22 protein-coding genes are annotated in these 20,246 nt (G+C 66.6%); 14 read left to right on the forward strand and 8 right to left on the reverse strand.

Annotation, left to right across the window (positions count from 1 at the left end; genetic code table 11):
• Positions 1 to 31: 31 nt before the first annotated feature.
• The 3 genes from ACFEMD_RS04180 to ACFEMD_RS04190 form a co-directional block, all read right to left on the reverse strand.
• Positions 32 to 823 carry an ABC transporter ATP-binding protein gene (locus ACFEMD_RS04180; protein ID WP_394739643.1) on the reverse strand — a complete coding sequence of 264 codons (792 nt, stop codon included), beginning with the start codon at positions 821 to 823 and terminating at the stop codon, positions 32 to 34.
• Positions 824 to 825: 2 nt separating this feature from the next.
• Positions 826 to 2,472: a hypothetical protein gene (locus ACFEMD_RS04185; RefSeq protein ID WP_394739645.1), complete on the reverse strand. Its 1,647-nt coding sequence runs from the start codon at positions 2,470 to 2,472 to the stop codon at positions 826 to 828.
• Positions 2,473 to 2,584: 112 nt separating this feature from the next.
• Positions 2,585 to 2,926, reverse strand: coding sequence for a carboxymuconolactone decarboxylase family protein (locus ACFEMD_RS04190; RefSeq protein ID WP_394739646.1), 342 nt, complete (start codon positions 2,924 to 2,926; stop codon positions 2,585 to 2,587).
• A 140-nt stretch (positions 2,927 to 3,066) separates the two neighbouring features.
• Here ACFEMD_RS04190 and ACFEMD_RS04195 point away from each other — a divergent pair, with 140 nt between their 5' ends.
• The 5 genes from ACFEMD_RS04195 to ribB all read left to right on the forward strand — a co-directional run bounded on the left by ACFEMD_RS04195 (position 3,067) and on the right by ribB (position 6,876).
• Positions 3,067 to 3,372, forward strand: a complete 306-nt coding sequence (locus ACFEMD_RS04195; RefSeq protein ID WP_394739647.1) for a hypothetical protein — start codon at positions 3,067 to 3,069, stop codon at positions 3,370 to 3,372.
• Between the two features lie 107 nt (positions 3,373 to 3,479).
• A complete protein-coding gene (twy1, locus tag ACFEMD_RS04200; RefSeq protein WP_394739649.1) occupies positions 3,480 to 4,511 on the forward strand; it encodes a 4-demethylwyosine synthase TYW1 in 1,032 nt (343 codons plus the stop codon).
• A gap of 75 nt (positions 4,512 to 4,586) precedes the next feature.
• The gene (locus ACFEMD_RS04205; protein ID WP_394739650.1) at positions 4,587 to 5,354 is read left to right on the forward strand and encodes a DICT sensory domain-containing protein; all 768 of its coding nucleotides are present in this window, start codon (positions 4,587 to 4,589) and stop codon (positions 5,352 to 5,354) included.
• 125 nt (positions 5,355 to 5,479) lie between these two features.
• Positions 5,480 to 6,187 (forward strand): DUF120 domain-containing protein, encoded by a 708-nt coding sequence (locus ACFEMD_RS04210; RefSeq protein WP_394739651.1) that lies wholly within the window; start codon positions 5,480 to 5,482, stop codon positions 6,185 to 6,187.
• Complete coding sequence (gene ribB / locus ACFEMD_RS04215; RefSeq protein ID WP_394739653.1) at positions 6,184 to 6,876, forward strand: 3,4-dihydroxy-2-butanone-4-phosphate synthase; 693 nt, start codon at positions 6,184 to 6,186, stop codon at positions 6,874 to 6,876. Before ACFEMD_RS04210 ends, ribB begins: the two co-directional genes overlap by 4 nt.
• A gap of 9 nt (positions 6,877 to 6,885) precedes the next feature.
• Here the strand turns inward: ribB and ACFEMD_RS04220 are convergent, their stop codons facing one another.
• Positions 6,886 to 7,236 (reverse strand): DUF7471 family protein, encoded by a 351-nt coding sequence (locus tag ACFEMD_RS04220; RefSeq protein ID WP_394739654.1) that lies wholly within the window; start codon positions 7,234 to 7,236, stop codon positions 6,886 to 6,888.
• A 141-nt stretch (positions 7,237 to 7,377) separates the two neighbouring features.
• Here ACFEMD_RS04220 and ACFEMD_RS04225 point away from each other — a divergent pair, with 141 nt between their 5' ends.
• The 4 genes from ACFEMD_RS04225 to ACFEMD_RS04240 all read left to right on the forward strand — a co-directional run bounded on the left by ACFEMD_RS04225 (position 7,378) and on the right by ACFEMD_RS04240 (position 12,358).
• Complete coding sequence (locus tag ACFEMD_RS04225; RefSeq protein WP_394739655.1) at positions 7,378 to 7,905, forward strand: winged helix-turn-helix transcriptional regulator; 528 nt, start codon at positions 7,378 to 7,380, stop codon at positions 7,903 to 7,905.
• 141 nt (positions 7,906 to 8,046) lie between these two features.
• The gene (locus ACFEMD_RS04230) at positions 8,047 to 9,303 is read left to right on the forward strand and encodes a YncE family protein (protein WP_394739656.1); all 1,257 of its coding nucleotides are present in this window, start codon (positions 8,047 to 8,049) and stop codon (positions 9,301 to 9,303) included.
• Between the two features lie 3 nt (positions 9,304 to 9,306).
• The gene (locus tag ACFEMD_RS04235) at positions 9,307 to 11,355 is read left to right on the forward strand and encodes a copper resistance CopC/CopD family protein (protein ID WP_394739658.1); all 2,049 of its coding nucleotides are present in this window, start codon (positions 9,307 to 9,309) and stop codon (positions 11,353 to 11,355) included.
• A gap of 73 nt (positions 11,356 to 11,428) precedes the next feature.
• A complete protein-coding gene (locus tag ACFEMD_RS04240) occupies positions 11,429 to 12,358 on the forward strand; it encodes a branched-chain amino acid transaminase (protein ID WP_394739659.1) in 930 nt (309 codons plus the stop codon).
• Between the two features lie 50 nt (positions 12,359 to 12,408).
• Here ACFEMD_RS04240 and ACFEMD_RS04245 read toward each other — a convergent pair whose 3' ends face one another.
• From ACFEMD_RS04245 to ACFEMD_RS04260, 4 genes are all read right to left on the reverse strand, one after another.
• The gene (locus ACFEMD_RS04245) at positions 12,409 to 12,888 is read right to left on the reverse strand and encodes an acyltransferase (protein WP_394739660.1); all 480 of its coding nucleotides are present in this window, start codon (positions 12,886 to 12,888) and stop codon (positions 12,409 to 12,411) included.
• Between the two features lie 69 nt (positions 12,889 to 12,957).
• Complete coding sequence (locus ACFEMD_RS04250; RefSeq protein WP_394739661.1) at positions 12,958 to 13,395, reverse strand: hypothetical protein; 438 nt, start codon at positions 13,393 to 13,395, stop codon at positions 12,958 to 12,960.
• 89 nt (positions 13,396 to 13,484) lie between these two features.
• The gene (locus ACFEMD_RS04255; RefSeq protein ID WP_394739662.1) at positions 13,485 to 14,207 is read right to left on the reverse strand and encodes a DUF502 domain-containing protein; all 723 of its coding nucleotides are present in this window, start codon (positions 14,205 to 14,207) and stop codon (positions 13,485 to 13,487) included.
• A 39-nt stretch (positions 14,208 to 14,246) separates the two neighbouring features.
• Complete coding sequence (locus ACFEMD_RS04260; protein ID WP_394739663.1) at positions 14,247 to 15,083, reverse strand: proline dehydrogenase family protein; 837 nt, start codon at positions 15,081 to 15,083, stop codon at positions 14,247 to 14,249.
• Positions 15,084 to 15,189: 106 nt separating this feature from the next.
• Between ACFEMD_RS04260 and ACFEMD_RS04265 the strand changes: the two genes are divergently transcribed.
• The 5 genes from ACFEMD_RS04265 to ACFEMD_RS04285 all read left to right on the forward strand — a co-directional run bounded on the left by ACFEMD_RS04265 (position 15,190) and on the right by ACFEMD_RS04285 (position 19,856).
• Positions 15,190 to 15,735: a CDP-2,3-bis-(O-geranylgeranyl)-sn-glycerol synthase gene (locus tag ACFEMD_RS04265; protein WP_005559961.1), complete on the forward strand. Its 546-nt coding sequence runs from the start codon at positions 15,190 to 15,192 to the stop codon at positions 15,733 to 15,735.
• Positions 15,736 to 15,954: 219 nt separating this feature from the next.
• Entirely contained in the window at positions 15,955 to 17,337 is a 1,383-nt protein-coding gene (locus ACFEMD_RS04270; RefSeq protein ID WP_394739664.1) for an aspartate aminotransferase family protein, read from the forward strand.
• A gap of 11 nt (positions 17,338 to 17,348) precedes the next feature.
• Positions 17,349 to 17,744 carry a Rid family detoxifying hydrolase gene (locus ACFEMD_RS04275; protein WP_394739665.1) on the forward strand — a complete coding sequence of 132 codons (396 nt, stop codon included), beginning with the start codon at positions 17,349 to 17,351 and terminating at the stop codon, positions 17,742 to 17,744.
• A 96-nt stretch (positions 17,745 to 17,840) separates the two neighbouring features.
• A complete protein-coding gene (locus ACFEMD_RS04280) occupies positions 17,841 to 19,121 on the forward strand; it encodes an amidohydrolase (protein WP_394739666.1) in 1,281 nt (426 codons plus the stop codon).
• 87 nt (positions 19,122 to 19,208) lie between these two features.
• Positions 19,209 to 19,856, forward strand: a complete 648-nt coding sequence (locus ACFEMD_RS04285) for a hypothetical protein (protein WP_394739667.1) — start codon at positions 19,209 to 19,211, stop codon at positions 19,854 to 19,856.
• Positions 19,857 to 20,246 lie beyond the last annotated feature (390 nt).

Raw genomic sequence — 20,246 nt, forward strand, 5'->3', positions numbered from 1 at the left:
CTCGAGCGACGCCGACGCTGGATCTCCCTGTTCACTCGGTTTCGGTCGTCACCTCGAGAAAGACGTCCTCGAGCGTCGAGTCCGCCCCGGACTCCAGTCGCCCGAGGAGCTCCTCGGGCGCCCCCGACTCGACGAGCCGTCCCTCGTAGCAGATCCCGACGTCGGTCGCGATCCGTTCGACGACGGGGAGGACGTGCGTCGAGAGGAAGACGGTCGTCCCGTTCGCCGCCAGCCCCGTCAGCAGCTCTCGAACCGTACGCACGGCCCGCGGGTCCAGCCCGGAGGTCGGCTCGTCCAGGAAGACCACGTCGGGGTCGGAGAGGATCGCCTGGATGAGCCCCGTCTTCTGGCGCATTCCCTTCGAGTACGTGACGATCCGGTCGTCGGCGTCCTCGGCGAGCTCGAGTCGCTCGAGCAGTTCGTCCAGCCGACCCTCGAACTCGTCGAGGCTCATTCCGCAGAGCCCGCCGTAGTACTCGAGTTGCTCGCGGGCCGTGAGCTGTTCGGCGATCGGCGGCGACTCGGGGAGGTAGCCGATGCGGTCGACCAGCGACTTGCGATCCGAGATCGGGACGCCCGCGACGGTCCCGGAACCGCTCGTCGGGGTCGCCAGCGCGGTTAGCAGTCGAATCGTCGTCGTCTTGCCAGCGCCGTTCGGGCCGAGAAAGCCGTAGATCGAACCGGGGTCGACCTCGAGCGTGAGGTCGTCGACGGCGATCGTGTCGCCGTAGCGCTTCGTGAGGGCGTTCGCGACGATGGCAGGTTCGCCGTTCGGATCGTCGCTCGGATCGTCGGAGGTGTCATCGTTCGATTGCCGTGTCATAGTTACTCGAGTCGGTAGTCGCGGTAGCGTTCGACCGCGACTCGAAACGCGAGCCTCGAGACGCCGACCGCGAGGACGATCGTACAGCACAGTGCGCCGAGGCGGACGGCCAGGGTCGGAACGCCGAGGGCGGACACCCGCTCGTAGACCCACCGGGCGTTCCCGAGAAACGCCGGGAGCGCGACGAGCGAGACGATCCCAAAGGTTTTCGCCAGTCCCGAAAACGCTCCCCAGCCCGGTTCCGAGTACACCGGTCCGTCGGTGAAGAAGCCGGGGACGGCCACGAGATCAGCGCGGTCGACGTCCAGCTCGACCGCAGCGTTGACCGTCGCGGTACACGCACAGAGCGCGATCCCGGTGAGCGCGAGTCCGAACGTCTCGACGAGACTCGCGTCGCTGACGATCCCGAGCGGAACGACCACGAGAACGACGAGCGGAACGCCGAGCAGGAGGCTCGCGAGAACCAGTCCCCCGACGAACTGCCGTCCTCGGACCGTCGTGAGCAGCATCGGGAGAACCCGATAGGCACTGCCGATTGCCTCGGCGGTGAAGACGATCCCCGCGGCTACGCCGAGGCCGAACACCACCAGCAGGAACCCGGGCGCACCGAGCAGGGCGCCGAACACCGGCAGCCCGACCAGGGCCACGAACAGGAGGACGTACCCCGTCGACAGCAGTCCTCGAGGAGCGCGTCGCTCCGCGAGCAACCGCTCCCGGGCGACGGTGAGCGTCGGTTGCGAAACGAAGTCACCTAGTAGACGTTCCAGTCGGCCGCCGCTGGCCAGCGAGCGCGAGTGCGATCGAGACGAGGTCGGCGAGCGCGTCGAACCGACGGGTTGGGTCACCCAGAGACGCCTGACGACGGTGGTCGTCAGTCCCAGCAACGCCGGAACGACGACCGCGACGGCGCCGACCGCGGCCAGCGCGCGAAGCGGTTCGACCTCGGCAGTCCCACCGGCCCCCAGAAACGCGAGGTCGACCAGCAGCGCCAGCGGCAGCCACTCGAGCCACGCTCCCAGCTCAGTAGCTGACACCGACAGCTCCCGGAGAAGGAACCAGAGCGCCACGAGCGGCATCCAGCCGAACAGGACGAGTAGGTTCCGGTACAGGCCGCCCCGCGCCAGTCGGCGACCGACGAGCGAGCCCGCGAGCCTGCCCGCAACGCCGACCGCGACGGCCAGCACGGCGAGCGCTGCGATCGCGGTGGCGGCGGAGAGGGCGAGAGCCGGTGTTCCAGCACCGAGCGCGAGCCCCGAGGCGACGCCGACGGTCGGAAGCGCGATCGCGACGCCGACTCGAGCGAACACGAACGATACCAGCCCGAGGACGGCGCTCCGCACGTGAACTGCGGTCAGCAACGCGTCGGGAGACAGTCCCTCGAAACGTCTGTGGGTCAGCGAGGCGCTGCGGACGACGATCCAGCCGAACGCGAGCGTCGCCGCGAGCGACCCGACGGCGGTGGGTGCCGTCTCCGTTACAGCCAGCTCGCGGCCCACGATCCACGCACCCGAACCGAGGACGACGGCGACCGCACAGTAGGTCAGGACCAGCCCGATCCGACGGCCCCTCGAGCGTCCGAACTCGCGCTCGTGTCGTCGCCACTCGATCCGAGCGATTCGCCCGCCGTCGCCGAGCCAGCCGTCGAGCATTCGATCCGTTCTCGAGCGAACGTGCAAACGCTGAACACATATCTCTTTACCCACAGCTTCCTCGAGTACGGTCGCGAAAGAACGAGAACGCGGAAAACGGTCGTCCGTTACGTCAGGCCTCGTCTTCGTCAGTGAGATCCTCGATCCAGCTGATCGCGGCCATCGCCTGCGGGAATCCGAGCGTCGGGATCGAGAGCGCCGCGACCTGTTTGAGCGCTTCGGGGTCGATGTCCTCGTCGAGCCCGCGCCGGACGTGGGAGTGGACGGCACCCTCGGACCCGGCGCCGATCGCGAGCGCAAGTTTGACGAGCCGCTTCGTCTCGTCGTCGATCGGGCCGGCCTCGGAGCACGCCTCGCCGAGGTCGGAGTACGCCTCCCAGACCTCGGGGTAGTCGTCTGCGAACTCGCCCGCCGTCGACGGCAGTTCGTCGGGATCGTCTATCTGATCGCCCATCTGTGTGCGAGGCGTCAGTCCGAACCGACAAGATAGTTCTGCCGGAGCCCGGACCGTGGGAATCTGCTCGCACGGCCGGGCGATCCGCTCGAGCGAGCGGTCGCAGAACGCTTTTCTATCGACCGCCCCGACTCTCGGGTATGGACGGATTCGACGTCGCAGTCGGGGCCTTCGGTCTCAGCGCGACGGCCGCGATCTTCGCGCTCGTTCACCGGGACGCGATCGGCCAGGAGATCTCCCGGCCGCGGCTGTGGGCCGCGATCGCGGCGGTCCCGTTCCTGCTCGGGGTGGGACTGTACCTGTTCGCCCCGGCGCCGATGACGGGCGTGATCATGACCGCAAACACCGGCATCGTGCTCTACACGTTCGAACGGGAGATCGTCAACGAGGACGACGAGGGCGAGGACGAACCGGTCGAGCCCGGGACGTTGCCCCACCAGAAGTAGCGTTACTCGCCGCCTCGCTCGTCGAGTCGGCGACGGCGTGCTGGGCCTCGAGCGAGCGAACCGACACCACACGGCTTTTGCCCGCGCCCGAGCAAGGAGGGTTCAACATGAGCGACTCCGCGGATCCCGCAACCGGGTCGGGGACGCCCGAGGCTGACGACGGAGGAGCCGACGACACTCCCGCCCAGGTCTCGAGCCCGAACTACCACAGCGAGAACCACACCGCGGCCCAGACCTGCGGCTGGACGGCGAACGCCCTCCGGGGTGAGGGACGGTGTTACAAGAACGTCTTCTACGGCATCCAGTCCCACCGTTGCATTCAGATGACGCCGGTCGTCAAGTGTAACGAGCGCTGCGTCTTCTGCTGGCGCGACCACCGGGGTCACGCCTACGAACTCGGCGACGTCGAGTGGGACGACCCCGAGGCGGTCGTCGACGCCTCGATCCGCCTCCAGAAGAAGCTGCTGTCGGGCTTTGGCGGCAACGACGACGTCCCCCGCGAGGTGTTCGAGGAGGCGATGGAACCCCGTCACGTCGCCATCTCGCTGGACGGCGAGCCGACGCTGTACCCCTACCTGCCGGAACTGCTCGAGGCCTTTCACGACCGGGATATCACCACCTTCCTCGTCTCGAACGGCACCCGTCCCGAGGTGCTCCGGGAGTGCGATCCGACCCAGCTGTACGTCAGCGTCGACGCCGCCGAGCGCCACACCTTCGACCAGGTGGTCAAGCCCGTCGAGGACGACGCCTGGAATCGGCTGCTCGAGACGATGGACGTCCTCCGCGAAAAGGACGAAACGCGGACCGTCCTGCGGACGACGCTGGTCAAGGGCGAGAACATGCACCACCCGGACTGGTACGCCGGCTTCTACCAGCAGGCCGACCCCGATTTCATCGAACTGAAGGCGTACATGCACGTCGGCCACTCCCAGGGGCGGCTCGATCGCTCGTCGATGCCCGACCACGAGGAGGTCGTCGACTTCACCGAGCGGGTACGGGAGTACATGCCCGAGTTCACCGAACTACGGGGCGTTCCACCCTCGCGCGTGACGCTGCTCGCGAAGGACGAGGAAACGTGGGTGCCCAAACTCGAGCAGGGAAGCGAGTTCTGGGCGCGCGACCCCGTCACGGGGGATTGATCGCGCGGGCTTTCCTGCGAGGACGGTCGAAACGGCGAGAACGTTTACGGACCAGGTTTGAGTACTGACACGTGTATGGTCGTTCGCTCGCTCATCGACGAGGTCGACGATGTCGACTACACCATTACCGTCGTCGGCGACGGCTCGGACCCCTTCGAGACGCTGCTCGTCGACTCTCTCGCCGGCGGTCCGATCGACGTCGCGTCCGATCCGGTCGACGCCGACGCGACGGGGTTCGCGACCGAAGCGGGGACGGCCGTCCTGCTTGCGGACGGGGTTCCGGTCGCGACGTCCCCGCTCGAGGAACTGTACGAGTCGGTTCTCGCGGTCAACTCCGATCTGTTCGTGACCGGCAGCCGGGGGCTCGGCGAGATCGACCTGCCGGACGTGTTGGCAGGGCTCTCCGACAGCCGGCTCCGGCTGCGGGGATATCCCCTCGCGGACAACGAGAAGCTGCTGTTGATCGTCCTTTCGCGGTATATCGAACAGTTCGCCTGGGAAGACGGCGAGGGGACGCTTCGAAGCGCATTCCAGGGGCTGTCGCGGCTCGACGACGAACACGGTACTCGCGAAGTGTACTCGCGGCTCGCCGACACCGACGTTGACGTTCACGTCTACGGCGTCGCCGACGGAACGACCGCGGATCTCGAGGCGACGGTCCACGCCGGTTCCGATCGGGTCTACCGCAACTCCTGGTTCGTCGTCTACCGGCCGTCAAGCCCCGGAAACGGGGCGGCGCTGGTCTGTTTCGAGACCGACGCTCGCGTCTGGGAGGGGTTCGTCACGTTCGACGCGGATCGCGTCGCGAGCGTCGAGGAACGGATCGCGGCCGCGCTCGGGTGACCGCTACCGGTGGGCTTTTGCGGCCACCGGACCGAGATCGGATGAACCGTCGCGAACGGCATCACAGTTCTGTTACGCATACCACATTCGATACGCTTTTGAGTGCCCCCGCGAATTTCCTAGGTATGTCAGTGTCAGCCGAGTCCGCTGTCGGCCACGACGAACTCGCCGTTCTCAAGCTGCTCGCGCTCGAGGGCGGGCTCGAGGGTGACGTCAAGATCTCCTGTTCCCGCCTCGCGGACCGACTCGAGGCGTCGAATCAGACGGCCTCGCGCCGCCTCCAGCGCCTCGAAGCGTCCGACCTGCTCGAGCGAGACACCGTCAGCGATGGCCAGTGGGTCGCGGTGACCGACGCGGGCGAACGCGCCCTCCACGCCGAGTACGAGGACTACCGTCGCATCTTCGAGGCCGATCCGGAGGTCGAACTCGAGGGCACCGTCACCAGCGGGATGGGCGAGGGTCGCCACTACATCTCGCTGTCGGGGTACAAACGCCAGTTCGCCGAGCGCCTGGGGTACGAGCCGTTTCCCGGCACCCTGAACGTCGACCTTCGGGAGGACAGCGTCCGTCGCCGGAGCGCGATGGCCTCCCTCGAGCCGGTGTCGATCGACGGCTGGGAGGACGAGGACCGGACCTACGGTCCCGCGGTCTGTCACCCTGCGACCGTCGAGAGCGCCGACGGCGGGCGCTACGAAGAGGCGCACATCATCGCGCCCGAACGAACCCACCACGACGAGGACCAGCTCGAGGTCATCGCCCCCGAGAAGCTCCGCGAAACGCTGGCGCTCGAGGACGGGGATCGCGTGACGGTCACTGTGGGTGATCGCCGATGACCGGGCGCCACGCCAGCGCGAACGCCGGCGCGGGTTCGCAGGCACCGACGGCGTTCGAGCGCGCCCTCGAGTCGCTGCGGGCGGGCGAGCCGGTGCTCGTCCACGACGCGGCCGACCGCGAGGGCGAGACGGATATCATCTACCACGCGGACGCGGTCACGCCCGACGCCGTCGCCCACATGCGAAACGACGCCGGCGGGCTGGTCTGTGTCGCGCTCGCTCACGAGGTCGCGGAGGCGTTCGACCTCCCCTTCTACACCGAGGAGATCGATCACCCCGCCGCGGCCGACCACGAACTCGGCTACGACGAGCGCTCGTCGTTCTCGCTGACAGTCAACCACCGCGACACCTACACCGGGATCACCGACGCCGACCGTTCGCTGACGATCCGAACCCTGGGCGAGGCCGCGGCCGAACCGTCCGCGACGGAGTTCGCAACCGAGTTCCGCGTCCCCGGTCACGTCCACCTGCTGAAAGCGGCTCCCGACCTGCTCGCCCAGCGAGAGGGTCACACCGAACTCGGCCTCGCCCTCGCCGGCGCTGCCGACCTCCCGCCCGCGGTCGTCGTCTGCGAGATGCTAGACGACCAGACCGGCGAGGCGCTCACCCCCGCCGACGCCCGCGCCTACGCCGACCGCCACGACTACGTCTACCTCGAGGGCCGGGACGTTCTCGAGCGGCTGGCCTGATTTCGGTCGTCAGTCGCCGTCGGTTTCGAACCGGGACCGGTCGGCTCCGGGACCGCTTCGATACACCGCATAAAGGATGAGCACGGCGATCGAGACGTCGACCCCGTGCTCGACCAGGTGGTGGACCGTCATCGGAACGAGCCCGAAGACGGTCCCCAGTCCGACGATCGAGCGGGTGACGAGTAGTCCGAGCGCGATCGTAACCAGCAGATACCGCGTCGACCGCCGCCGGGAGTAGGCGACGACTCCGATACAGAACAGCACCGCCGTTCCGACGACCGCGAGTACGATAATGGCGAGCAGGACGGGCGTCAACTGGGGGTCCACCCACTCGACGTTGAACGGGTTCGTGTGCTGCATCTCCGTTGGTAGACGTCGAGCGGAGAGCTACCTATGTGCTTCGATCAAAAAACAGGGTTATAGTCGTCCGGAACGGAGCGCCGGTACGAACCGCGGACGACGAAGCGAGAGTCGACACCGTCGCCGTCCGCTCTACTCACAATGACAGAGACGAGACGACAGATCAGAGCGCACGTCCACGCCAACGCCGGGATCCACTTCAATGAACTCGTCAGGGAGTCGTCGTTCGCACCGGGCCAGATCCAGTATCACGTCCGCCGATTGATCGACGACGGCGAACTCGTTCGCGGGGAGTTCTACGGTCGAACGCACTACTACCCGCCGGAGTACGACGAACGCGAACGGGCGATGCTGGCGCTGTTCCGGCGTGAAACTGCCCGTGAGATCGTCGTTCACCTGATCGAACACGAGCCGACGGGACCGAGTGGGGTCGCCGACGCGCTCGGGATCGCCCGGAGCACGCTCGAGTACCACCTCGAGCGACTCGTTGAACAGGGGGTCGTCGAGAAGACCTACGACGAGCGCAACCGTGTCGTCCTCCGGATCGCGAACCGCGAACGCACCGCGGAGTTGCTGTCGACGGTCGAACCGACGGTTCCGGACCGCCTGCTGGACCGGTTCACCCGCCTCGTCGACGACCTGCTCGAGGGCGGGCCGGGCTCGAGGTAGCGCCGAGCGTCGACCGCCCGGTCTCGATCACTCGGGGACGAGAGGTGCATCTCCCTCCTGTGACTGGTAATTTCGAGAGTCGTACCCTAATTTCGACGATCGCACCAGAAGGAACGTAGTCGATCGGGAGTAGAATCGAGTATGGACCGTTCGGTCAAGCGACGGCGTTTCGTACAGGTAGCTGGAAGCGGACTCGTCGTCAGCATCGCGGGCTGTGCCGGTGAGGATGGCGACGACGACGCTGCCAACGGCGATGACACCGCTGACGACGGCGACGACCACGATCACAACGGCGACGACGAGGAGTCGGAGACCGACGGCGAGGGGCTGATCTATGCCTTCGCGCCGAACACGATCGCGGTCATCGATCCCGAGAACGGCGAGGTCGTCGACGAGATCACCGACGGGCTTGAGGACGAAGCGTGGGGTGATCCCCGCATCACGGCCGACTACGACGAGATCTACGTCATTAGGGAGTCACCCTCCCAGGTACTCGTCATCGACACCGCGGCCCACGAGATCGTCGACGAGGTCGACATCGGGCCGGACGGGACCCACATGTACCATCCCAACGACGACGAGATGTGGGCTCACAGCGACGAGGAGGGGACGTTCTACGTCATCGACACCGACTCCCACGAGGTGACCGAGATCGTCGACTCCGGCCTCGAGGAGGAGGGCCACGGCAAACTGCTCTACCACGAGGACCTGGGGTCGATGGGCTACGCGACGAACGTCAACGACCCCGCGGCGCTGATCATCGACCTCGAGGCGTACGAGCGAACCGACTACATCGAACTCGAGAACGAGGAGGAGGGGACCCACTACAAGGCCTACGCCCCCGAGACCGGACTGGCGTACTTCGAACACGGCGACGAGACCGCCGTCGTCGACACCGAGAGCGACGAGGTCGTCGAGTACCTCGACTTCTCGGGCGGGATGTATCTCTCCCCGGACGAGGAGGTCCTGGGCGCTCTCGACGGCGACAGCATTCGGTTTCTCGACGCGACCAGCGAGGACAGCGAGGAGCTCGCGGTCGTCGAGGTCGACGAGGGGCCAGACGCGCTCCGGTACCACGAGAGCGAGGACGGGACGCTGTACGCCTACACCGCACACACCCAGACCGACGAGGCGTCGGTTATCGACGTCGAGGCCGGCGAGATCGTCGAGACCCTCGAGATCGGCGATATCGTTCGCCCCGATGATGCGCCGTTCCTCCACCGAACCGGCGTCGCCGGCGGCGACTACTTCGTCAGCCCCGCGGACGCCGACGGAATCGTCGCGATCGTCGACATAGACGCACAGGAGCTCGTCGACCACGTCGAGGTCGAGGAGGGGGTCGACACGGTCCAGTACGTCGGCGACTCGGGTACCGGCTACACCGGAGCGCTCCGTTAACCGATGCTCTCGGACTCGTCGCTCGTCGGCCGCGGCTCGCGAACGCAAAAATCGCTCCTCGCGGCGGTACTGGCGTGTCTCGTCGTTGCGGGCCTCGCGACCGCCCTCGTCGCGACCCCGGTCGCCGCCCACGCCTACCTCAGCGAGACGGATCCGGCGAACGGCGAGCAGGTCGACGACGTACCCGACGAAGTTACGCTGACCTTCTCGGGCGACGGCGTCGTCAACGCCGATATCTCCGTCGAGGATCCGGACGGTGAGGTCGTCAGCGGGGAGCCCGAGATCGATCCCGACGATACCCAGATCGTCCGCGTCCCGATAGACGATGCCGACGGCGAGGACGGTATGTACAGCGTCGACTGGGAGGTGCTGGCCGACGACGGCCACACCACGTCGGGCTCGTTCTTCTTCGCCGTCGGCGACGAACCGCTCGACCGCGACGCGGTGCTCGAGTCACACGAGGAGGACGAGACCGACGAGTCGATCTCGCCGATCGAAGCGGGCTCGAAGGGGCTGTTGCTCGTCGGAATCGTCGGCCTGGTCGGGATTCCGGCGACGGCCGCCGTCGCTGCCGGACCCGTTTTCGCTCGAGCCACCGGCGATCGGCGGGCCCCCCTCGACCGACGAATCGGCCGACTGCTCGTCGGCGCCGCGCTCCTCTCCCTCGCGAGCGCACTCGTACTCGGGCTCGCCCGGAGCACGAACCTGGGCCCGCTCTCTGTCGACACCGTCTCGCAGTTCGTCGAGACGCCGCTCGGGCAGGCCTGGCTCGCACAGCTCGCCGTGGCGGCGCTCGTCACCGCGGTCGTCGTCCGGCGGAGCCGAGGCGGTGCCCGTCGGCCCGCGCTCGTCGCCACGTTCGTCGGAGCGCTCGCCCTCGCGGGAACGGTCGCCTGGACGAGCCACTCGGCGACGGCGATCGATCGGCTTCAGGGGACGATCGTCGACTTCGTTCACGTCGTCGGTGCCGGGCTCTGGATCGGTGGGCTGGCGGTGCTCGCCCTCGCCGTCGTTCCGACGGCCCGGGAGGCCGCAGTCGGCGACCGAACCACGCTCGTCGCCGACACGATCCGGCGGTTCTCGATCCTCGCACTGGGCGGTGTCACCCTCGTCGTGGCAACGGGGTTCGTCCTCGCCTCCTGGCACGTTCCCGAAGCGGACGGCCTCACCGACACCACGTACGGGCTGACCCTCGTGGCGAAGCTGGCGCTGATCGCGCTCGCTCTCGGACTGGGCGGTGCGACGCGGTTCGTCCTTCTGGGTCGGCTCGAGCCGTCGGGCGCTGCCGATGCGTCGGCCCCCTCGCGGCCGACGAGCACGGACGGTGGCTCCGCTTCGGAGGACGGCCGACTGCGGACGATCGTTCGAGCGATCCGACTCGAGCTGGCCGTCCTCGTCGCCGTCCTCCTGCTGTCGGGGCTGCTCACGTCGGCGCCGACGGCCGCCGTCACCGAGGGGGACGAACTCGTCGAATCGACGATCGAGCGCGAGTACGACGACGGTCTCCTCGAGATCGGCGCGTTCCCGGCCGCGGAGGAGGCCGACGGGGACGACTACTTCGTCCTCGAGGCCGACGAGCCGATCGTCTTCGAGGTCGCGTTCCTCGACGGCGACGGCGAGCCGATGAGTTCGGACCAGGCCGTTCGGTTGCTCGCGAGCAGCGAGGACGGGACCGAAACCGAGGTCGAACTCGAGGAGACCGACGACGGCGCGTACGCCACGGTCCAGCCCCTCGCCGACGACGGCCGCTGGGAGCTGCGGGTGACCGGCGCGCCCGAGGGCTCGTACGTGAGCGAGTGGATCGACGTGATCGACGTCTCACCCGACGGTCACGGGGACCACGACCACGGAGACGACGACCACGATCACGACAGCGACGACAGTCACGACCACGGGGACGACGCCCACGACCACGAGGACGACCATGATCACGACGGCGAGAGCGACGACTCGGCGTTCGCCGTCTTCCTCCAGTTCGGCGCCGTCGCGGTCGCCGTCGTCGGAACGGTTGCAGTCGCCGTCGAAACCCTCCGGGTTCGCGACCGCGACTAATCGCTCGAGGGGACTCTCTTTCGGCTTCCCGAATAGCGAACACTTAGTATCGTGGTCTTCAACACCTACGATCATGGGATTCGACGAGATGGACGTCGACACGATCTGGATGGACGGTGAGTTCGTCGACTGGGACGACGCGCAGATTCACGTCCTGACACACGGACTCCACTACGGCACGGGGATCTTCGAGGGGGCGCGCTGTTACGACACCGAGGAGGGGCCCGCCATCTTCCGCTGGGAGGAGCACCTCGAGCGGCTGTACCAGTCCGCCAAACCCTACGAGATGGAGATCGACCACGATATCGAGGAGCTGACCGAGGCGACCCTCGAGCTCATTCAACGCCAGGATCTCGCCTCCTGTTACATCCGCCCGATCGCCTTCTACGGCTACGACACCCTCGGCGTGGGGCCGGGTGACTGCCCGACGCGGATCGCGATCGCCGCCTGGCCGTGGGGGGCCTACCTCGGCGAGGACGCCCTCGAGAACGGGATCGAGGTGATGGTCTCCTCGTGGCGGAAACACGCCTCGAGCCAGATCCCGACGAACGCGAAGACGACGGGACTGTACGTCAACAGCCTGCTCGCCGGCGAGGAGGCTCGACGCAACGGGTACGCCGAAGCGATCGTGCTGAACAAGGAAGGCGACGTCGCCGAGGGGCCCGGCGAGAACATCTTCATGGTCCGGGACGGCGAGATCTACACGCCCGGGCTCTCGGAGTCGATCCTCGACGGCATCACCCGTCGAACCGTGATCACGCTCGCGGAGGATCTGGGCTACACCGTCCACGACAGGGCCTCGATCTCGCGAGGCGAGCTCAACACCGCCGACGAGCTGTTCTTCACGGGCTCGGCGGCGGAAGTGACCCCCATCCGAAAGGTCGACAACGTCGTCATCGGCGACGGCGACCGCGGTCCGGTCACCGAGGACATCCAGTCGAAGTTCTTCGAGGTCGTCGAGCGTCGCACGGACGAGTACGACGAGTGGTTCACCTACGTCTAGCTACCCCTTGCTAGGTCGCCGCTCGAGCGACCGTTCCTTCCACTCTCGACTCAGCGCTCCAGCCACTCCGTCAGGGGTACGATCCGCTGTGTCGGCGGCGACCCGAGGACGACCGTTTCAGGACCGACGTCGTCGGTAACGGTCGCGCCCGCGGCTACCACCGTTCCCTCGCCGATCTCGAGTCCCGGGCCGACGACGCTGCCGGCGCCGAGGAACGCGCCCGCGCCGAGCACGATCCGCTCGAGGACGTCGTTGCGAAACGCCATCCCGTCCTCGCGTAGCTCGTGGGTGACGCCGACGACGCTGCAGTTCGGGCCGATCTGTACGCCGGGTCCGATCTCGGCGTTCTCGACGTACGTCCCCACGTTGACGTCGACGTCGCCCTCGAGCCGGGATTTCTTGATCGACGTTCGCTCGTAGAGCCGGCAGCCGTCGCCGATCGCGGAATCGTGGATCGTTACGAACTCCCGAATCTCGGCTCGGCCGACCTCGGAGTCGACCACCCTCGCCGCGTCGTCGACGGTTGGCATACCCGTACTCGCGCCCGAATCACCATCAATCCGGGCGAACAGCTCTTGGCTCGACCGTCGGCTCGGTCCTCATCCGTTGGTCGACACCTCGAGAATCATCTCCTCGCCGTCCTCGAGCGTGTGTTCCGTCGGGTCGACGGACTCGCCGTCGACCAGGAACGTCACCTCGGTGTCGGCGTCGGCCTCGTCGTAGGTGTCGCCGTCGTGCTCGAGGACGTGGTCACCGTCGTCCGTTTCGAACGAGAAGTACGGCAGCAGGTCGATCCCTTCGGCGAACGTGACACACTCCTCGCCCTCCATGTACCATTGGTCGCTGGTCTCGTGAAGGTGAAAGTCGATCGAGTGGTTCTGAGCGTGTTCCGCCTGGTACCGATCCTCCGAGAGGTTCAGCGGTTCGTCGTCGATCAGGATCTCGATCTCGCCCCGTTCGTCGATCTCGTCGTCGGAGAGACAGCCGGCGAGGGCGGCGAGACTCGAGACGCCGGCGAGAACCGCACGTCGTTGCATGGTCGATCGGAGCGGGCTGTCGATGCAAAAGGTTCTGGTTCCCCCGTCGAAAGCGCGGCGAGTAGGAGGATTCCGGTTCCCCCTCGAGGTCAGTCCTCGAGCCGCCTCCGGTCGGAGTCGGGTTCGCTCTCGCCGCCGTCAGTTGTCGCCTCGTCGACGACGTCGATCGAGACGCCGGCGGCCATGTCTCGGTTGCGCTTCGAATCGCCGAAGCCGGCGCTCAGCACGCGTGTCAGGGCGTCCTCGACGTCCTCGTCGAGTTCGGTGATTCGGCTCGACTCGACCTCGATGACGAACCCGGTCGTGATGTTCGGCGACGTCGGCAGGAACAACACCTCGCGGCCGTCCTCGGTCACTTTCCCGGTTTTGAACGCGGTCATTCGAAGCCCCTCCCAGGTCTCGAGCTTGACCGGTTTCTGCAGGGAGTCCTGCTCGCCGAAGGCGGTCTCGGCGGCCATCTTCGAGGCGTTGTAGACGACCCGGATCACGGGGACCCGGTTGGCGACGTTGTCGACCAGCCGCTCGACCAGTCCGCCGACGGTCGTTCGCATGAGGTAGCCGACGGAGAACGTCAGGATCACCAGGACGGTTAGGGCGACGATCACCCGGAGGAACTGGGCGACCTCCTCGCGGGTCTGCTGGGCCTGGGCGCCGTCGCCGGGGATCAGCGGCCGGAGCGCGGCCTCGTCGAGGATGAGGCCCGGAGTCAACCCCGCGATGAGGCCGTAGAGCCAGTAGATAACGTAGAGGGTCACGAGAATCGGGCCGAGGACGATCAGCCCGCTTGCGAAATCCCGCTTCCACGAAGCCATGTACGCCACCTCACACTAGGGGCTAATGAGCCCTTTCCTTTACCGGCCGAGGACGGCTCGAACCGCGAACCAGAGGTTCTCCTTGCGTTCCATCGCCCGGCGGTAGAAGTACGACATCCAGCGGTCGCCGTAGGGGACGTACTGGTAGACCTCGTACTCCTCGGCGAGTTCGACCTGGGCGTCGTCGCGGACGCCCATCAGCATCTGGATCTCGAAGTCGGTGCCGTGCTCCTCGTGGAGTTCGATCGCGCGGTCGATCATCGCCGGATCGTGGCTGCCGATCGCGATCCCGTCCTCGAACTGTTCGAAGGCGTACTCGAGCAGGGTCTCGTACTCCCGGTTGACGGCCTCTTTGCCCTTGTAAGCGATCTCGACCGGCTCGTCGTAGGCGCCCTTGACGAACCGAACCTTTCCGGGGACGTCCGCGAGCCGCTCGACGTCCCTCCGGGTGCGCTTGAGGTTCGCCTGGACGCAGACGCCCATTCCTCCGCCGTACTCTCGAGCCAGCTCCTCGTAGGCGTCGAGGGTCGCGTCGGTCGTCGTGTGATCCTCCATGTCGATCCAGACGAACACGCCGCGTTCGGCCGCCGTCTCGACGATCCCCTCGAGGTTCTCCCGGAAGACGTCCTCGCCCAGATCGAGGCCGATCTGGGAGGGTTTGACCGACACCGTCGCCTCGAGGTCGGACCGCGCGATGTCCTCGACGAGCTCGCGGTACTCCCGGGCGTCGGCATCGGCGGCCTCGCGGTCGTCGTAGTGTTCCCCCAGCAGGTTCACGATCGCTTTCACGTTTCGGTCGTTCAGCTGACGAACGTGCTCGAGGGCCTCGGCTGGTCCCTCCCCGGCGACGAACCGGCTCGCGACTGGCAACATCATGTGTGAGCTATGTCACCGAGCTCATATGGAACTGATGTTATCGACGGCGCGAGAGATCGGGGACGAACCACCCCCGATTAAGACCTGCGGGTTCGTCCCGCCGAACATGGCAGTACTCGAGACGATCGTCGTCGCCTTCTGGGCGATGTTGCCGGCCTACGTTCCGAACAACGCCGCGGTGCTGGCCGGCGGCGGTCGGCCGATCGACGGCGGACGGACGTGGGACGACAAGCGCGTGCTCGGCGACGGGAAGACCTGGCGGGGAACCGCCGCGGGGATCCTCGCGGGCGTGCTCCTCGCAGGTGCGCTGACCCTCGTTGCCGACGACGTGAGCGCGGCGATCGGAATCGACGTCCCGGCGTTTACGCCGCTCGCGGCTGTCGGCCTCGCCGCGGGGGCGATGCTCGGCGACATTATGGCCTCGTTTCTCAAACGTCGATCTGGGCGCGAGCGCGGCGCGATGTTCCCCGGACTGGACCAGCTCGACTTCGTCGTCGTCTCGTTGCCCCTGACGGCGCTGCTCGCGACCGAGTGGTTCTTCGAGGTGTTCACGTGGGGCGTGATCGCCGTCGTCGTCGTGCTGACGCCGATCCTGCACGTCACGACGAACATGATCGCCTACCAGCTCGGACTGAAGGACGAGCCCTGGTAACCCCTCGAGTCCACGGAAGAGTTTCTCTCGTCCCGTTCCTGCGGCGGTTCGCCGACGTCTTTCGGCCCGTTTATCTCACTGCTTCCCATCGGTAGTGACTACCTATCGAACGGTGGGTGTTTGCACACTCCGACCGACGGCTTTCGAACCGATTTCTGTGTACGTCCTCTATAGTTACTGTGGACAAATTATTTATCACTGTTCCACCTGGCCCTACGTATGACGAGCAGTCCACCGATCGACGAGCTCCACTACGACGAGGCACCAAACGTCGACAGCGTCCCCGGCCAGCGCTCGCGAGAGCTACTCGAGAAGCAACGCGAGATCGACAGCAGCGCGGTCGCCTACCCCGAGGACATCCCGGTCGCGTTCGAGGAGGGCTCGGGCGCGACGGTTCGCGACGTCGACGGTAACACCTACATCGACATGTTCGCGGGCATCGGCGTGCTCAACGTCGGCCACGCGAACCCCTACGTGCTCGAGGCCGTCCACGAGCAGGCCGACAAGCTGGTCCACACGGTCGACTTCCCGACCGAGGCCCGACTCGAGCTGATCGAGAAGCTCGACGAGATCGCCCCCTCGGGACTCCAGGGCAACCAGAAGGTCGTCTTCGGCGGTCCGACCGGCAGCGACGCCGTCGAAGCCTCGATCAAGCTCGCGAAGTACAACACCGGCGGCGACGGTTTGATCGCGTTCCGCGGGGCCTACCACGGCGCGACGCCCGGCGCGATGAGCCTCACCGGCAACAAGGGGTTCAAGGAACACTACTCGCCGCTGCTGTCCGACGTCGTCCACGCGCCCTACCCCAACCCGTTCGAGCAGGGGAAAGCGCCACAGGAGGCCGTCGATCACGCCCTCGAGGAGGTCCAGGCGATCCTCGAGGATCCCTACGGCGGACTCGCGAACCCCGCGGGGATTTTCGTCGAGCCGATCCAGGGGGAGGGCGGCGTCGTCACGCCTCCGGAGGGCTTCCTGCAGGGACTCCGTGACCTCGCCGACGACAACGACGTTACGCTCATGTTCGACGAAATCCAGAGCGGGTTCGGCCGCACCGGCGAGTGGTGGGCCAACGACTGGGCCGACGTCACGCCCGACGTGATGACCTCGGCGAAGGCGCTCGGCGGCGTGGGCTTCCCGCTGTCGGCGACGATGTACCACGAGGATCTCGACACGTGGGGCTCGGGCGACCACGCCGGCACCTACCGGGGCCACGTCGTCGCGATGCGGGCCGGCAGCCGCGCCATCGAGTACATCCAGGACCACGACCTGCTCGCTCACGCCCGCGAGCTGGGCGAGCATATCCGCAGCCGACTCCGCGAGGTCGCCGACGGGAACGACCACCTCGGCGACGTCCGCGGTCAGGGGCTGTTCATCGGCGCCGAGTTCGTCGACGGCGACGGCGCACCGGCCGACGACCTCGTCGACGAGATCCAGCAGTACTGCTTCGAACACGGCGTGCTCGTCTGGACGGCCGGCCGCCACGGCAACGTCCTCCGGCTGCTCCCGCCGCTCGTGCTTACCCAGGAGCTCGCGGAGACAGCGATGGAGGTCATCGCCGACGCGATCGAACACGCGACCGCCGAGACCAAACAGACCGCCTGACGACCCGAACGATGCCCGACACCGAACCCATCAGTACCGACGGCGCACCGAGCAACGACAACCCCTACTCCCAGGGTGTCCGTGCCGGGGATACGCTCCACGTCTCGGGCTACGGTCCCGTTGACCCGGACACGGGCGAGGCCGTCGACGACGATATTCAGGCCCAGACCGACCGCGTGCTCGAGAACATCGCTGCGGTCGTCAGCGAGGCCGGCGGCGACGGCCTCGCGGACGTCGTGAAGGTCACCGTCTACCTGACCGATCTCGAGGACTACGAGCGAGTCAACGAGGCCTACGGCGAGAAATTCGGCGAGACGCCGCCCGCCAGGGTCTGCGTCGAGGTCTCGCGGCTGCCCGAGGACGTCCGGGTCGAGATGGATGCGACCGCCTACCTCGGCTCACAGTAGGAGCGGATTCGATCTTCGTTTTCGGGTTGAGCGGATTCGAACCGAATCCCGGTATTGACTATCGTTAAGTGTACCGGCTTCTTACCGCCACGACAGATGGTGTACGACGTTCGAAGCAGGCTGTCGGAACTCAGGCGGGAGTTCCACCAGTGTCCGGAGCCGGGGTGGCGCGAGTTCCGGACGACGGCCCGTATCGTCGAGGAGCTCGAGCGGCTCGGGGTCGACGAGATCGCCGTCGGTCGCGAGGCGCTCTCGACCGACCAGCGGATGGCGGTACCCGAGGGGAGCGAACTCGAGCCCTGGCTCGAGCGTGCCCGCGAGGCGGGTGTTCGAGAGGACGTCCTCGAGCGAACGGCGGACGGCCACACCGGCGTGGTCGGCGTCCTCGAGCGCGGCGACGGGCCGACGATCGGCCTGCGGGTCGACATGGACGGGATCTCGATGGCCGAGTCCGATTTGGCCGAGCACCGACCCGCTGCAGAGGGGTTTCGCTCCGAACACGAGGGGTACATGCACGCCTGCGGTCACGACGCCCACATCGCGATGGCGCTGGGAACGATCGAGGCGATCGCGGGGAGTAGTTTTGAAGGGACGCTGAAGGTCTTCTTTCAGCCCGCCGAGGAGATCTCGGGTGGCGGGAAGGCGATGGCCCAGGGGGGCTACCTCGAGGACGTCGACTACCTGCTGGCGCTCCACATCGGCCTCGACCATCCGACGGGTGAGATCGTTGCCGGCGTCGAGAAACCGCTGGCGATGGCCCACCTGACGGCGACGTTCGAGGGGGCGAGCGCCCACGCGGGGAAGGCGCCCAACGAGGGCGGGAACGCGATGCAGGCCGCGGCGACCGCGATCCAGAACGCGTACGCGATACCCCGCCACAGCGACGGCCAGACCCGCGTCAACGTCGGTCGGATCGAGGGCGGGACGGCGAGCAACGTCATCGCCGAGGAGATCACGATCGACGCGGAGGTCCGCGGCGAGACGACGGGACTGATGGAGTACATGCGCACCGAACTCGAGCGGGTGCTGTACGCGGCCGCGGAGATGCACGATTGTGACGTCACGCCGCGGGTCATCAGCGAGTCGCCCCGCGCCGACAGCCACCCCGCCTTGCGCGACCTGATCGGATCGGTCGCCAGGGAGGTCGAGGGCGTCGAACGGGTGGTCCCCTCGACGGAGTTCGGCGTCAGCGAGGACGTCACCTACCTGATGAACCGCGTTCAGGATCACGGCGGGCTCGCCTCGTATCTGCTCGTCGGAACCGACCACCCGACCAACCACCACACGCCGACGTTCGACGTCGACGAACGGAGCCTCGAGATCGGCGTAGGAGTGCTCTCGGAGACGATCACCGAACTCTCCCGCCGACCGGTCTGACGCGCTCGCGGCCTGTCGAAGCTGTCCGATCGTCGTCACGTTGCCCCGATCAGAAACGTTAATTCGCGCGCTCCACCAGTAGCCAGTATGAGCCAGGATGACGTCCCGCAGTCGCTTCGAACCGCGGCCGACTCGGATCGACCCCGCGGGATCCTCACTCCCTCCGACCGCGACTTCTTGCTCGGCCGGAAGACGGACTACACCGACCACTCGAAAAAACAGAAGCGAAACCGGATCCGGCGCCGGGTCCGGAACGCGGTGCTCGACTTCAGTATCCTCTTCGAGTACTTAGAGGAGCGCGACCGGGAGACGGTGTTCGACCCCGACGACGAGGACCGAGACGCCTACACCCAAGGGATCACGGACATGCTCGCCTTCCTCCACCTCGGCACGATGGGGTACCACACGCCGTTCAAGGACATGCTCTCGGAGGGCGTCGGCAAGGCCGAACAGCGCCTCGCAGGCTCGAACTACCGAATGGTCAACGTCGAGTTCAGCGTCGAACCGGTCGGGCAGATCGACGTCGACGAGGTCGTCGAGAAGCTCGAGAACGAGGAGTTCGCCCAGCTCACCGACGAGGAGCTGCGGGCGTTCGTCCGACTGTTGACGATGTCCGACTCCTTCTCCCCGGAGGCGACCCGCGAGGAGATCAAGGACCGCGTCGATGAGTTCGCCGAGCGCGCTGCGGAGAGCGCGGCGGCTCGCGAGCGGAACCTCGAGGAACTCACGAACTAGCGCGCCGCCGTCTCGGTCGCGGCTCGGACGGGAACGCCGGGGCGAAATCGAATACAGTTCGTGAGTACGACGATTTGTAATTCGGACACCGGTTAATTCGGCGAGAGACGGTTCTGGCCGACAGATTTGATTATCAAACGTTATATCGTGAAGGAATGAAGATATATCTATATAATCTGCACGAGTGTTAGATTATAGATACTGTTGAGAGACTTTGTGCGGGATCCGTTCAATAAACGCAATCTGTGTATGGTGGGTACGAAAAGGAAATGTTTATGCAAGATACTGGCAATTGGTTCGGTATGCCATCGCAGCGCACGGCGAGCGGGTGGGAGGATCGACGCGGATCGAACCGGCTACTCGGCTCGAGAGCCGGAGGTGAGATCTCGT

Source organism: Natronococcus roseus, from assembly GCF_043677095.1.
GTDB lineage: Archaea > Halobacteriota > Halobacteria > Halobacteriales > Natrialbaceae > Natronococcus > Natronococcus roseus.